At 71.5% G+C, this 13388-nt stretch carries 11 protein-coding genes and 1 pseudogene; 9 read left to right on the top strand and 3 right to left on the bottom strand.

The features are described 5' to 3' along the window. Window positions 1-69 precede the first annotated feature (69 nt). The 4 genes and pseudogenes from O3X23_RS04020 to O3X23_RS04005 all read left to right on the top strand — a co-directional run. On the top strand, window positions 70-1296 hold the full coding sequence (locus O3X23_RS04020; RefSeq protein ID WP_269269691.1) for an amidohydrolase family protein: 1227 nt from the start codon (window positions 70-72) through the stop codon (window positions 1294-1296). A gap of 7 nt (window positions 1297-1303) precedes the next feature. Next, window positions 1304-2470 carry an acyl-CoA dehydrogenase gene (locus O3X23_RS04015; protein ID WP_269269690.1) on the top strand — a complete coding sequence of 389 codons (1167 nt, stop codon included), beginning with the start codon at window positions 1304-1306 and terminating at the stop codon, window positions 2468-2470. A 23-nt stretch (window positions 2471-2493) separates the two neighbouring features. Beyond that, window positions 2494-3510 carry an acyl-CoA dehydrogenase family protein gene (locus O3X23_RS04010; protein WP_269269689.1) on the top strand — a complete coding sequence of 339 codons (1017 nt, stop codon included), beginning with the start codon at window positions 2494-2496 and terminating at the stop codon, window positions 3508-3510. 383 nt (window positions 3511-3893) lie between these two features. Further along, a pseudogene (locus O3X23_RS04005) lies at window positions 3894-4283 on the top strand (ATP-binding protein); the annotation flags it as partial. A gap of 192 nt (window positions 4284-4475) precedes the next feature. Here the strand turns inward: O3X23_RS04005 and O3X23_RS04000 are convergent. Continuing rightward, complete coding sequence (locus O3X23_RS04000; protein WP_269269688.1) at window positions 4476-5402, bottom strand: cyclase family protein; 927 nt, start codon at window positions 5400-5402, stop codon at window positions 4476-4478. A 90-nt stretch (window positions 5403-5492) separates the two neighbouring features. Between O3X23_RS04000 and O3X23_RS03995 the strand changes: the two genes are divergently transcribed. The 4 genes from O3X23_RS03995 (at window position 5493) to O3X23_RS03980 (ending at window position 10208) form a co-directional block, all read left to right on the top strand. Further along, a complete protein-coding gene (locus tag O3X23_RS03995; RefSeq protein WP_269269687.1) occupies window positions 5493-6401 on the top strand; it encodes an SDR family oxidoreductase in 909 nt (302 codons plus the stop codon). Window positions 6402-6490: 89 nt separating this feature from the next. Continuing rightward, window positions 6491-7633 (top strand): acyl-CoA dehydrogenase family protein, encoded by a 1143-nt coding sequence (locus tag O3X23_RS03990; protein ID WP_269269864.1) that lies wholly within the window; start codon window positions 6491-6493, stop codon window positions 7631-7633. Further along, window positions 7630-9108, top strand: a complete 1479-nt coding sequence (locus O3X23_RS03985) for an aldehyde dehydrogenase family protein (RefSeq protein ID WP_269269686.1) — start codon at window positions 7630-7632, stop codon at window positions 9106-9108. The genes O3X23_RS03990 and O3X23_RS03985 overlap by 4 nt, the downstream gene beginning before the upstream one ends. Before the next feature lie 32 nt (window positions 9109-9140). Further along, the gene (locus tag O3X23_RS03980; RefSeq protein ID WP_269269685.1) at window positions 9141-10208 is read left to right on the top strand and encodes a Zn-dependent alcohol dehydrogenase; all 1068 of its coding nucleotides are present in this window, start codon (window positions 9141-9143) and stop codon (window positions 10206-10208) included. Window positions 10209-10238: 30 nt separating this feature from the next. Here the strand turns inward: O3X23_RS03980 and O3X23_RS03975 are convergent, their stop codons facing one another. Next, complete coding sequence (locus tag O3X23_RS03975; protein WP_269269863.1) at window positions 10239-11183, bottom strand: GlxA family transcriptional regulator; 945 nt, start codon at window positions 11181-11183, stop codon at window positions 10239-10241. Window positions 11184-11376: 193 nt separating this feature from the next. Here O3X23_RS03975 and O3X23_RS03970 point away from each other — a divergent pair, with 193 nt between their 5' ends. After that, window positions 11377-12720 (top strand): MFS transporter, encoded by a 1344-nt coding sequence (locus O3X23_RS03970; RefSeq protein ID WP_269269684.1) that lies wholly within the window; start codon window positions 11377-11379, stop codon window positions 12718-12720. A 1-nt stretch (window position 12721) separates the two neighbouring features. Here O3X23_RS03970 and O3X23_RS03965 read toward each other — a convergent pair whose 3' ends face one another. Next, the gene (locus O3X23_RS03965) at window positions 12722-13366 is read right to left on the bottom strand and encodes a flavin reductase family protein (protein WP_269269683.1); all 645 of its coding nucleotides are present in this window, start codon (window positions 13364-13366) and stop codon (window positions 12722-12724) included. Between the last annotated feature and the right edge of the window lie 22 nt (window positions 13367-13388).

The following is a 13388-nucleotide window of genomic DNA, read 5'->3' as shown; positions in this document are numbered from 1 at the left end:
CGATGGACGCGGGGTGTGTGCGTGCGTACTCTAAATCTGACGATCCATCAGATCTGCAGGGAGAGGCCGATGGAACTGCCCAGGATCATCAGCGTCGACGACCACGTCATCGAGCCCGCGCACCTCTTCGAGAAGTGGCTGCCGGCCAAGTACCACGACCGGGGTCCGAAGCCGCTGACCGCAGGTATCGGTGAGCTGGCGTACGTCGCCGGGAAGTACCAGATCACGATGGACCCGGACGGACCGCCCACCGACTGGTGGATCTACGAGGACCTCAAGTTCCCGTACAAGCGGAACATCGCCGCCGTCGGCTTCGACCGCGACGACATGACCCTGGAGGGCATCACCCGCGCCGAGATGCGCCGCGGCTGCTGGGACCCCAAGGAACGCCTGGCGGACATGGACCTCAACCACGTCGAGGCGTCGCTCTGCTTCCCGACCTTCCCGCGGTTCTGCGGGCAGACGTTCTCCGAGGCGCACGACAAGGAGGTCGCGCTGGCCTGCGTGCGCGCCTACAACGACTGGATGGTCGACGAGTGGTGCGGCGACAGCGGCGGCCGGCTCATCCCGCTCTGCATCATCCCGCTGTGGGACATCGACCTGGCCGTGGCCGAGATCCGCCGCAACGCCGCTCGCGGCGTCAAGGCCGTCACCTTCAGCGAGATCCCGACGCACCTGGGCCTGCCGAGCATCCACTCCGGCTACTGGGACCCCTTCTTCGCGGTGTGCCAGGAGACCGGCACGGTCGTGAACATGCACATCGGCTCGTCCTCGCAGATGCCCGCGGCCTCACCGGACGCGCCGCCCGCCGTCCAGGCCGCGCTCAGCTTCAACAACGCGATGGCCTCGATGATGGACTTCCTCTTCAGCGGGGTCCTCGTCAAGTTCCCGACCCTCAAGCTCGCCTACAGCGAGGGCCAGATGGGCTGGATCCCGTACGCCCTGGAGCGCGCCGACACCGTCTGGGAGGAGCACCGGGCCTGGGGCGGGGTGCGCGACATCATCCCCGAGCCGCCGTCGACGTACTACTACCGGCAGATCTTCTGCTGCTTCTTCCGCGACAAGCACGGGGTCGCGTCGCTGGACGTCGTCGGACGGGACAACGCGACCTTCGAGACGGACTACCCGCATGTGGACTCGACCTTCCCGCACACCAAGGCGGTCGCCGAGGACCACATGAAGGGGATCGACGACGAGACCGTCTACAAGCTCATGCGCGGCAACGCGATCCGGATGCTCGACCTCGACTTCGACCGGGGGCTCGACCTCTCCTCGCTCGTGAAGGCCGGCAGGTGAGGCGCGCGTGGATCTGACGTACACCGCCGAGCAGGAGGAGTTCCGGGCCGGCCTGCGGTCCTGGCTCCGCGACGTCCTGCCGAAGCTGCCGCCCCGCCCCGACCCCCGCGACTGGCCGGGGCGGCGCGCGTACGACGCCGGCTGGCAGCGAACGCTGTACGACGCCGGGTACGCGGGCCTGCACTGGCCGGTCGACGCGGGCGGGCGCGGCGCGACGCCGGTGCAGCACCTGATCTTCCTGGAGGAGACGGAGAAGGCGGGCGCGCCCTACGTGGGCGCCAACTTCGTGGGGTTGCTGCACGCCGGACCCACCATCGCCGCCGAGGGCACCGAGGAGCAGCGGCGGCGCTGGCTGCCGCCGGTGCTGCGCGGCGACGACGTGTGGTGCCAGGGGTTCAGCGAACCCGGCGCCGGCTCCGACCTGGCCTCACTGCGGACGCGCGCGGTCCGCGACGGCGACGCCTACGTGGTGACCGGCTCGAAGATCTGGACCTCGCACGCGGAGGTCGCGGACTGGTGCGAGCTGCTGGTCCGCACCGATCCGCAGGCGCCCAAGCACCGCGGCATCTCCTGGCTCGCGATGCCGATGGACGCCCCGGGCGTCACGGTACGGCCGCTGCGCACCCTCGCCGGGTCGACGGAGTTCGCCGAGATGTTCCTCGACGAGGTGCGGGTACCGGTCGCCAACCGGGTGGGGGAGGAGAACGACGGCTGGCGCGTCACCATGGTCACCCTCTCCTTCGAGCGCGGCACCGCCTTCGTCGGCGAGGTCGTCGCCTGCCGCCGCGTGCTCGGCGAGGTCGCGCGCGCCGCGAAGGAGAACGGCAGCTGGGACGATCCGGCGCTGCGGCGCAGGCTGGGCCGGCTCGCGGCGGAGTTCTCCGTCCTGTGGCGGCTCACCCAGTGGAACGTCAGCGAGGCGGAGCGCTCGCTGCGGGCGGGCGGCACGGGCGTGCCCGGGACGGGCGGGTCGGTCTTCAAGCTGCGCTACTCGCACGCCCGGCAGGAGCTGTACGACGCGGCCGCCGAGGTGCTGGGGCCGCTCGCGCAGGACGCCGGGCACCCGTGGACGGCGGAGCGGCTGTCGTCGCTCTCCTACACGATCGCGGCCGGCACCTCGCAGATCCAGAAGAACATCGTGGCCGAGCGCATCCTCGGCCTTCCGAAGGGCTGAGAGCCGGGGAACGGGGGCTGACCGTGGATTTCCAACCCACAGAGGATCAAGAGGCGCTGCGGACGGGCGTGCGGGAGCTGCTCGCCGGGCGGTTCCCGCGCGAGGCGCTGCGCGCGGCGGTGGACGCGGGGGACGGCTGGGTCGCGGGCGGTCCGCGGGTGGTCGACCGGGCGCTGTGGCGTGAGCTGGGCGAGGCCGGGTTCTTCGCGCTCAGGCTGCCGGAGGGTGCTGCCGGCGGCGTGGGCCTCGGACTGCCCGAGGCGGTGCTCGTCCTCGAGGAGGCCGGCCGCGTCCTGCTGCCGGGTCCGCTGGTCGGTACGCAGCTGGCGGCGACCCATCTGACCGGGCCGGTGGCGGCGGGCGCGGCGGCCGGGGAGCTGCTGGTGGCCCTGGCGCTGCCGCCCGCCCCGATCGGGCACCTGGGCGGCGCGGACGCCGTGCTGGCGCTGGGGGAGCCGGGGGCTTCGTCCGCGCGCGCCGGGCTCTTCGCGGCGGACGGATTCCCGGCCGCGGCGATCCGCTCCGCCGACCCGCTCACCCCCCTCCACCTGCCCGGCAGCGATCTGAGCGGGGCTCGGGCTCTCGACGGCGGGGCCGGCGGGAGTACCGGCGTCGACGTGGCCTCACTGCGGCGGGAGGCCGCGCTGCTGACCGCGGCGCAGCAGGTGGGCAGCGCGGGCAGGACTCTGGCGATGGCCGTGCAACACGCGCGGGAACGGGAGCAGTTCGGGCGGCCGATCGGGGCGTTCCAGGCGGTGAAACACCTGTGCGCGGACATGCTCGTGCGGGTGGAGATGGCCCGTACCGCCGTCTACGCGGCGGCGGTGTCCGGCGACGGCTTCGAGACGGCCGCGGCGCGGCTGCTCGCCGACGACGCGGCGGCGCGCAACGCACGGGACTGTCTGCAGGTCTTCGGGGGGATGGGCTTCACGTGGGAGGCCGATGTACACCTCCACATCAAGCGGTCCTGGGTGCTCGCCGCGGGACGCGGGGAAGCGGAGCGCCAGAAGGAGGAGCTGGCGGCGGGACTCCTCGGGTGACGGCGCGGGAGGTCCGGTGAGCGCACGGTGACACTGCGTTGATATCGGGTTGTGTCCTAGGCGTTACTCGTGACGGACCGGAGTCGGCGTCCGGCTCGGGTACGCTCCATCGGGTGCGAGAGGTACAGAGGCGCCGAGTGGTCGCCGCCCGGCGGAGCCGGGCGGGCGCCGCACGTGGGACGTCTGGGCGTTCGAATCCTCCCCGCACGGCCCGCGATGTGCTTCGCGCAGTATGCGGTACGCATACTCCTTTCCGCTGGAATATGCCCGAAGCGCTTGTTGTGGTGACTGTAGGTCAATCATGCTGTGCTTCAAGGGCGTCACGTACGGTGACTCTCCCGTGGCGCGAGGCGATGTGTCCGCCGGTTCGGATGGTGTGAGCGGTGCAGGTGCTTCAGGTTCAGCTCGAGGTCGGCGTTGATCCCGCGGAAGTGGGCCGGGCCAGGCGATGGGCGCGCTCACGGCTCCTGGGCTCCGGTATAGGGGCCGACGAACCGCTCGCGGAGACGTTGATCCTGCTGATCTCCGAGCTCGTGACGAACGCGGTCGTGCACACCGGCTGTCCGGCCGTGCTGCGCATGCTCTTCCCCGACTCCTCCGACACGACGGTCCGGGTCGAGGTGGCGGACGCCAGCGACTGCCCGCCCACCCCGCGGCACGCGCACCGGGACGAGACCGGGGGGCGGGGCCTGGAGCTGGTGGACGGGCTGGCCGACCGGTGGGGCTGGCAGCCCGAGGGTGGCGGCAAGCGGATCTGGTGCGAAGTGGACCGCGCCGAGCGGATCGCCTGCCGGGAGACCGGCGACCAGCAGCCCGCCGAGCGCCAGGGCACGACGCACCGGGTCACCAGGGAGCGGACTGCGGTCGACCGGACGGCGATGGACCGGACCGCGATGGACCGGACGGCGATGGACCGGGCGCTCGGGGACCGGGCCCGTACGGACCCGCGGATCAGCCTGAAGCGTCTAGAGCACTGCGACCGGTGCGACCGGACTGCCTGCCCCGCCCACGAAGGGCTCGGGCGTGGCATCAAGGAAGAACTCGTACCGCCCCGCCTCGGCGCAGGCCTCTGACAACTCCTCCAGATTCCAGTTCTGGCCCTGCAGCATCCCCATCTCCACGAGATCGAGTCCGTGCACGGGCAGCCAGAGGTTCTCGATCTCGGGCGGGAAGATCTCGAAGGTGAGCGTGTCGTTGGCGACCGCCGCCACATCGCGGGCGTGGAACCACTCCGGCGTCCTGATGGACAGCCCGGGGGACGGGAAGGCGTAGCCGTGCTTGTCGCCGCCCAGGTAGGAGCGCATCTGGCCGGTGCGGACCAGCACGATGTCCCCGGCACGGACCGTGGTGCCCGCGAGTTCCTCGGCCGCTTCCAGGTCCTCGGGGGTGACCGCGTGGTCGCCGGGCAGCCGGTCCAGCTTTCTGGCGGCGGCGACGTCGAGCAGCACGCCGCGTGAGACCAGGGTCGTCACCTTCTCGATGCCGCTGAAGGCGGCGCCGCCGTGCGCGGTGACGGAGTCGGCCGGGCGGCCGTTGTAGATCTTCCCGGAGTGCGAGACGTGGGTCAGACCGTCCCAGTGGGTGGCCGCCTGCAAGCCCATCGTCACGGCGTCGTCGCTGGTGGCGATGGTCCCCGGGCCGAATATCTCCAGGTTGAGCGCGACCATCGTGCGCAGCGGGTTGACCCGGCCGGGGATCATGCCGGTCTGCACCCCGTCCTGCTGCAGCGGCAGGGCCAGCGGGACGCGCCGGCCACTGCGTACGGTCCCGGCCGCGACGCGCACCACTTCGTCGGTGATCAGGTTCAGCGTGCCGATCTCGTCGCCCTCGCCCCACCGCCCCCAGTTGTTGATCCGTTTGGCGATGTCGTGGAACTCGGCGGGAAGCGTCACAGCGGCCTCCTGGTCGTAGGGCTTGTGCTGGGGTGTGTACTCACTCCTAGAATCTAACGGTCCGTCAGAAACCATGAGAAGGGGCGGGACGTGGGCAACTTCCTGACCGGAAAAGTCATCGCTGTTACGGGTGCCGGGCGTGGCATCGGCCGCGCGGTGGCGCTCGCCTGCGCCGCCGAGGGGGCGAAGGTCGTCGTCAACGACTACGGCGTCTCGATCGACGGTGCGAGCGAGCCGGCGAGCGAGATCGCGGAGTCGGTCGTCAAGGAGATCCAGGCGGCGGGTGGCGAGGCCGTCGCCGTCGCCGACGACGTGTCGACGATGGCGGGCGGCGCCCGCATCGTCAGCACGGCCGTCGAGACGTACGGGCGCATCGACGGCGTCGTGTGCGTCGCCGGCATCCTGCGCGAACGGATGCTGTTCAACATGGGTGAGGAGGAGTGGGACCCGGTCATCGCCACCCACCTGAAAGGCACCTTCACCGTCTTCCGGGCCGCCTCCGCGGTGATGCGCAAGCAGGGAGCCGGCACCCTGATCGGCTTCACCAGCGGCAACCACCAGGGCAGCGTCTCGCAGGCGAACTACTCGTCGGCGAAGGGCGGCATCATCTCGCTGGTGCGCAGCGCCGCACTCGGCCTCAACAAGTACGGGGTGACGGCGAACTGCGTCGCCCCGGTCGCGCGCACCCGCATGTCGGCGAACGTGCCCATGGAGCTGAAGGAGATCGGCGAACCGGAGGACGTGGCCGCCATGGTCGTCTTCCTGCTCTCCGATCGCGCCGGCGACATCACCGGGCAGGTCTACACCGTCGCCGGACCGAAGATCGCCGTCTGGGCGCAGCCGCGGGAACTGCGGTCGGCCTGGGGCGACGGGCCCTGGACGCCGGAGCGCATCGCGGACGTCCTGCCCGGAACCATCGGCGTCGACCCGATGCCGATGCTCGAACAACTGGAGGCCATGCGCGCGGCAGCGGCCGCGGCGGAACGGCCCAACGCCTAGCGCCCAACGCCCAGCGGCTCGGCGCGCAGGCGACCCGACGCATGACGAACGTCCGGCTCTCCATGACCGACCCGATGACCGGAGGATCCGTGGACTTCACGTTCGGCCCGGAGGCCGACTCCTTCCGTGCCCAGGCGCGGGCCTGGCTCGCCGAACACCGTGACGGGTGGGCGGCGGGCGGGCGGGGCTGGGAGCGCACCCTCGGCGCGGCCGGCTGGATAGGGCTCGGCTGGACCGGTGACTACGGCAACCGCCGGGCGACCCTCGCCCAGCAGGTGGTCTGGGGTGAGGAGTACGCGAGCTCCGGCGCCCCCGGCCGCTCCGGCCACATCGGCGAGAACCTGCTCGCTCCCACCCTCCTCGCCCACGGCACTCCCGCCCAGCGGGACCGCTTCCTCCCTCCGATAGCCCGTGGTGCGGAACTGTGGTGCCAGGGGTACAGCGAACCGGACGCCGGATCCGACCTGGCCGGGATCCGCACCGCAGCGGTCCGGGACAGCGACGGCGGCTACCGGATCACCGGCCAGAAGATCTGGACGTCGCTCGCCCAGGACGCCGACTGGTGCTTCGTCCTGGCCCGTACGGAACCCGGCTCGCGCCGGCACCACGGCCTCAGCTTCCTGCTGGTGCCGATGGACCAGCCCGGCCGGATCGAGGTCCGGCCGATCCGCCAGATGTCGGGCGAAGCCGAGTTCAACGAGGTGTTCTTCGACGACGCGCGCGCGTCCGCCGAACACCTCGTCGGGACGGAGGGCGGCGGCTGGACCGTCGCCATGTCCCTGCTCGGCTACGAGCGCGGGGTGTCCACGCTCGTCCAGCAGATCGGCTTCGAGCAGGAGCTGCGCGAGATCACCGACCTCGCCCGGACCACCGGCGCCGACACCGAACCCGTCCTGCGGGCCCGGATCGTCCGCCAGTGGGCCGAGCTCAGGACGATGCGCTGGAACGCCCTGCGCACCCTGGGCACCGACTCGCCCGGCGCCCCCAGCGTCGCCAAGCTGCTCTGGGGCGGCTGGCACCAGCGGCTCGGCGAACTGGCCATGGCGGTCCGGGGCACGGAGGCCGCCACCGGCCCCTCCGCCTGGACCCCGTCCCGGCCCTACGAACTCGACGCGCTGCAGCGGAGGTTCCTCTTCAGCCGGGCCGACACGATCTACGGCGGCTCGGACGAGATCCAGCGCAACATCATCGCCGAGCGGGTGCTCGGCCTCCCGAAGGAGCAGCGGCCATGAGCCGACCTGTACCCCCGACCTACGCGCACTGGATCGACGGGCGGTGGCACGAGCCCGCCCAAGGCCACTACGCGATCATCAATCCGGCCACCGAGGAGATCGTCGGGCACGCCCCCGAGGCGACCGCCGACGACGTGGACGCGGCCGTCCGGGCGGCCCGCGCCGCCTTCGACGGCTGGTCGCGCACCGCCCCGCGCGACCGTGCCGCCGTCCTCGACCGGATAGCCGACGCGATCTCCGCCCGCGCCGCCGACCTCGTCCCCCTCCTCCAGGCCGAGACGGGTGCCACCGCCCGCGTCGCCTCCGCCCTGCAACTCCCGCCGGCCGCCGACCGCTTCCGCCGCTACGCCCGCGGCGCGGTCGAGCCCGATGTCGTCCCGCTTCCTCCGCAACCCGTAAAAGCCTCTCCTCTCGCACCTGGTGGACTGATCGGCGCCGCCGCCGTACGCCGCCCGGTCGGCGTCGTCGGCTGCGTCACCTCGTACAACTTCCCGCTCGCGAACCTCGCGGGAAAGGTCGCCCCCGCCCTGGCGATGGGCAACACGGTGGTGGCCAAGCCCGCCCCGCAGGACCCGCTGACCTGCCTGCTGCTCGGTGAGATCTTCAAGGAGGCAGGCCTGCCCGACGGCGTGTTCAACGTGATCGGGGGCTCGGGAGCGGCGGCGGGCGAGGCGCTCGTCGCGCACCCGGACGTCGACATGATCAGCTTCACCGGGTCGACGGCGGTCGGTAAGGCGATCGCTTCAGCGTCCGGCCGAACGCTGAAGCGCACGCTGATGGAACTCGGCGGCAAGGGTGCGGCGATCGTCCTGCCGGAATCGGGTGGAGCGGTCCTCAAGGCGGCGGTCGGGGCGGTCGCCTCCACCTGGGCCTTCCACAGCGGTCAGATCTGCACGGCGCCCACCCGCGTCCTGGTCCACCGCGACCAGTACGAGCAGGTGATCTCCGCCCTTGCACAGTACGCCGGAGCGCTGACCACCGGGGACCCTGTGGATAACTCGACCGTCGTCGGCCCGCTCATCAGCGCGGCCCAGCGCGATCGCGTCGAGGCGTACATCGCCGGCGCCCGCGCCCAGGGCGCCCGTGTCGTCACCGGCGGGGAGCGTCCGGACCTCAAGCCCGGCTTCTACGTCGCCCCCACCCTCATCGCCGACGTCACCCCCGACATGACCGTCGCCCAGGAGGAGCTCTTCGGCCCGGTCGTCGTCGCCCTCGCCTACGACACCGAGGACGAGGCCGTCGAGATCGCCAACGGCACCCCGTACGGGCTCTACGACTACGTGTTCTCCGACGACGCGGGCCGTGCCTGGGCCCTGGCCGCCCGACTGCGCAGCGGCAACATCGGCATCAACACCGTTCAGCGCCACCCGGAGACGCCGTTCGGCGGCTTCAAGGAGAGCGGGGTCGGCCGGGACGGCGGCTCGTTCGGACTGCACGCGTACAGCGAACTCCAATCGGTCGTCTGGCCTTCCTGAACGTGAAGGCCTCTGAGGGAACAGGACAGTTCATGAGAGGTGTCATTTTCGACGGCAAGCAGCCCCAGGTGGTCGACGACCTGGAGGTCCGCGGACCCGGCCCCGGCGAGGTGCTGGTCGCCATCCAGGCCGCGGGCCTGTGCCACAGCGATCTTTCCGTGATCGACGGCACGATCCCGTTCCCCGTCCCCGTGGTCCTCGGCCACGAGGGTGCCGGCATCGTCGAGGCGATCGGCCCCGGGGTCAGCCACGTCGAGCCCGGCGACCACGTATCGCTGTCGACCCTCGCCAACTGCGGCACGTGCGCGCAGTGCGACCGCGGCCGCCCGACCATGTGCCGCAAGGCGATCGGCTACCCCGGAAGGCCCTTCTCCCGTCAGGGCAAGGACCTGTTCAACTTCGCCTCGAACTCGGCCTTCGCGGAGAAGACCGTGGTCAAGGCCGTCCAGGCGGTCAAGATCCCGAAGGAGATCCCCTTCACCTCCGCCGCACTGATCGGCTGCGGTGTCCTGACAGGCGTCGGCGCGGCGCTCAACCGCGCGAAGGTCGACCGGGGTGACACGGTCGTCGTCATCGGCACCGGTGGAATCGGTCTCAACGTCCTCCAGGGGTGCCGGATAGCGGGCGCCACCCGGATCGTCGCCGTGGACGCCAACCCCGCCAAAGGGGACGTGGCCCGGCAGTTCGGCGCCACCGACTTCATCGACGCGTCCGCCGTGGACGACACCGTCGCGGCCGTCCGCGAGCTGCTGCCGACTGGCGCCGACCACACCTTCGAATGCGTCGGCAACGTCAAACTCATCCGCCAGGCCATCGACCTCCTGGACCGGCACGGCCAGGCCGTCCTGCTGGGTGTTCCGCCGGTCGACGCCGAAGCCGGCTTCCTGGTGTCGTCCATGTATCTGGACAAGTCGATCCTGGGCTGCCGTTACGGCTCGTCCCGCCCCCAGCGCGACATCGCGCTCTACGCGGAGCTGTACCGGCAGGGCCGGCTGCTGCTCGACGAACTGGTCACGGAGACCTACCCCGTCGAGGACTTCGCGAAGGCCGCCGACGACGCGCACCACGGTCGGGTGGCACGGGGGGTGCTCACGTTCTGACGGGTCCGTCCTCGGGCGGTGTGGCGGGGTTCAGGCGGTGGGTGCCGCGTGGAAGGTGCGGCGGTAGGCGGACGGTGAGACGCCCAGCGCCGCGTGCAGGTGCTGCCGCATGGACGTCGCCGTACCGAACCCGGCCTGGTGCGCGACCTGGTCGACGCTCAGGTCGCTGGACTCCAGCAGGTGGCGGGCGCGCTCGACGCGCTGCTGCACGAGCCACTGCCCGGGGCTGATCCCGACCTCCTCACGGAACCGCCGGGTGAAGGTCCGTACGCTCATCGACTCGCGCTCGGCGAGTTCGCGCAGGGTGAGCGGCTGGTCGAGACGGCCCAGCGCCCAGGCGCGGGCGGCCGTGGTGCTGGCCAGCTGCGGTTCGGGGAGCGGCCGTTGGATGTACTGCGCCTGGCCGCCGTCGCGGTGCGGCGGGACGACGGTACGGCGGGCCACGGCGTTCGCGATCGCGGTGCCGTGGTCGCGGCGCACGATGTGCAGGCAGAGATCGATTCCGGAGGCGACGCCGGCGGAGGTGAGGATGTCGCCGTCGTCGATGTACAGGACGTCGGGATCGACCCTGACCTGCGGGAAGAGACGCTGGAAGTGATCGGCGCTGTCCCAGTGGGTGGTGGCGGGGCGGCCGTCCAGCAGGCCGGCGGCGGCCAGCAGGTAGCTGCCCGTGCAGATCGACACGACGCGGGTGCCGGGCCTGATGCGCGCGAAGGCGGCGGCCAGCGGGCCGCTCAGCCGGCCGGAGACGTAGATGTCGTCGAGCTCGTGCGTGGCGGGGACGACGACGGTGTCGGCGGCCTCCAGGACCTCGGGTCCGTGCTCGACGAGGATCGGGAAGTCCGCGTCGGTCTGGACGAGCCCGGGTACGGCCGAGCAGGTCACGACCTCGTAGAGCTTCCTGCCCTCCTGGGTGCGGGCGCCGCCGAAGATCCGGGCGGGGATCCCCAGCTCGAAGGGGATCACGCCGGGCATGACCAGGACCGCCACCCGGTGCCGGTCCTGGTGCTGAAACGGTCCTGCGGGGGTGGGGGCGGGTGTGCCGGCCGCCTCGTCCCCCGTGCCGGCCGTCCTTGCGGCGTCCTCCGAAGGCGTCATGGCCCGATCCTTTCACATCATGGCCATCCGGCCACTCGCTCCGCATCACCGCAGGCCCGAAGCTGGCCGTGTGACGCAGACACCTCAAGCTCCTCCGCAGGATCCGATACCGGCAGCCCTCGAATCCTCAACGGTCCCGCCCGCCCCCGGCCGCCGGTCCAGGGTTCACCGCGCCTGGTCCGTGGCGGCCGTCACCTTCGTGACGATCATCGGCGCGGCCGCGTTCGCCTCCCTGCCGGGTCTGCTGATCGAACCCCTGCACGCGGAGTTCGGCTGGTCGCGGGGCATGATCGGCTTCGCCGTCTCCATCAATCTCGCGCTGTACGGAATCACCGCGCCTTTCGCCGCCGCCCTGATGGATCGATTCGGCATCCGCCGCGTCGTCGCCGTCGCGCTCACCACGATCGCCCTCGGCGCCGGCCTCACCATCTTCATGACGCAGACCTGGCAGCTGATCCTCTGCTGGGGCATCCTCGTCGGCATCGGCAGCGGGTGCATGGCGCTCGCCTTCGCCGCCACCGTCGCCAACCGGTGGTTCGTCACCCGCCGGGGACTGGTCACGGGCATCCTGACGGCGGCCGGCGCGGCCGGACAGCTGGTCTTCCTGCCGCTGCTCTCCTGGATCGTCGAGCAGCACGGCTGGCGGCCCGCCGCCGCGACCGTCGCCCTCTCGGCGCTCGCCGTCGTCCCCTTCGTCTGGCTGCTGCTGCGCGACCACCCCGCCGACGTCGGCCTGTCGGCCTACGGGGCGCCGGAGTTCACCCCGAAGCCGATCCCGGCGCGGGGGGCCGCCCGGCGTGCGCTCAAGGCGCTGTCCGTCGCCGCCCGCACGGGCCCCTTCTGGCTGCTCGCGGGATCATTCGCGATCTGCGGAGCCTCGACGAACGGCCTGATCAGGACGCACTTCGTGCCCTCCGCCCACGACCACGGGATGCCGGTCACGGCGGCGGCGTCACTCCTGGCCGTCATTGGGATCTTCGACATCGCCGGAACCATCGCCTCCGGTTGGTTCACCGACCGCTTCGAGCCGCGCCGGCTGCTTGCCGTCTACTACGGGATGCGCGGACTGTCGTTGATGTTCCTGCCCCAGCTGATGGCCGACACCGTGCACCCGCCGATGATCGTTTTCATCGTGTTCTACGGACTCGACTGGGTCGCCACGGTTCCGCCGACCATCGCCCTCTGCCGTGAGTACTACGGTGACGACAGCGCCATCGTCTTCGGCTGGGTCCTGGCCGCGCACCAGATCGGCGCCGCCGTCGTGGCCTTCCTGGGCGGTGTCGCGCGTGACGCCTTCGGCTCGTATGACGTCGTCTGGTACAGCTCGGGCGCGCTGTGCGCGGTCGCCGCGCTGATGGTCCTGGTCATCCGGCGGGGACGGCCGAAGGGGATCACGGCCGCCGTGCCGGCGTGAGCTACCGGGCGAACCGCCCGAAGCCTCCACGGTAGAAGAGCAGCGGTCCGGCCTCGGGTGTGGCGTCGTCCGCGTCGGCGGGCTCCGTGCAGCCGAGTTCATCGACCCGTCCGACGACGATCAGATGGTCGCCGCCGGTGTGCACCGCGTGGATCGTGCAGTCGATCCACGCGGCTATGCCCGCCAGCCGCGGCGACCCCGTGACGGGCGTGGGCGTCCAGTCGACCCCCGCGAACTTGTCGGCCCCGCTCACGGCGAAGCCGCGGCACAGGGCGCCCTGTTCGTCGCTGAGGATGTTGACGCAGAAGACGCCCGCGCGCGCGATCTTCGGCCAGGTCGTGGACGTGCGCGCCACCATGAAAGCGACCAGCGGCGGATCGAGCGACAACGACGCGAACGACTGGCAGGCGAAGCCCGTCGGACCTTCCGCACCGGGTGCGGTGACGATCGTCACCCCCGACGCGAAGGTGCCCAGCACCTTGCGGAACATCCCCGGATCGACCGGTGCCCGCTCGTCCGGCCCCACGGCCCGCAAGTCCGGGCGTGGCAGCGGTTCCACGGGCTCCGCCGTCGTGGCGGCCCCGACCGACCTGAGGTATCGGACGGCGGTGGCCGCCATCCCTGCGTGTCCCATCACAACAGCCATTGAACCTGACGATGCGTCAGAT

The organism is Streptomyces sp. H39-S7 (genome assembly GCF_027158205.1).
Taxonomy (GTDB): Bacteria; Actinomycetota; Actinomycetes; order Streptomycetales; family Streptomycetaceae; genus Actinacidiphila.
The sequence above is the reverse complement of the archived record's forward strand: the minus strand, read 5'-3'. Positions and strand labels throughout refer to the sequence as shown.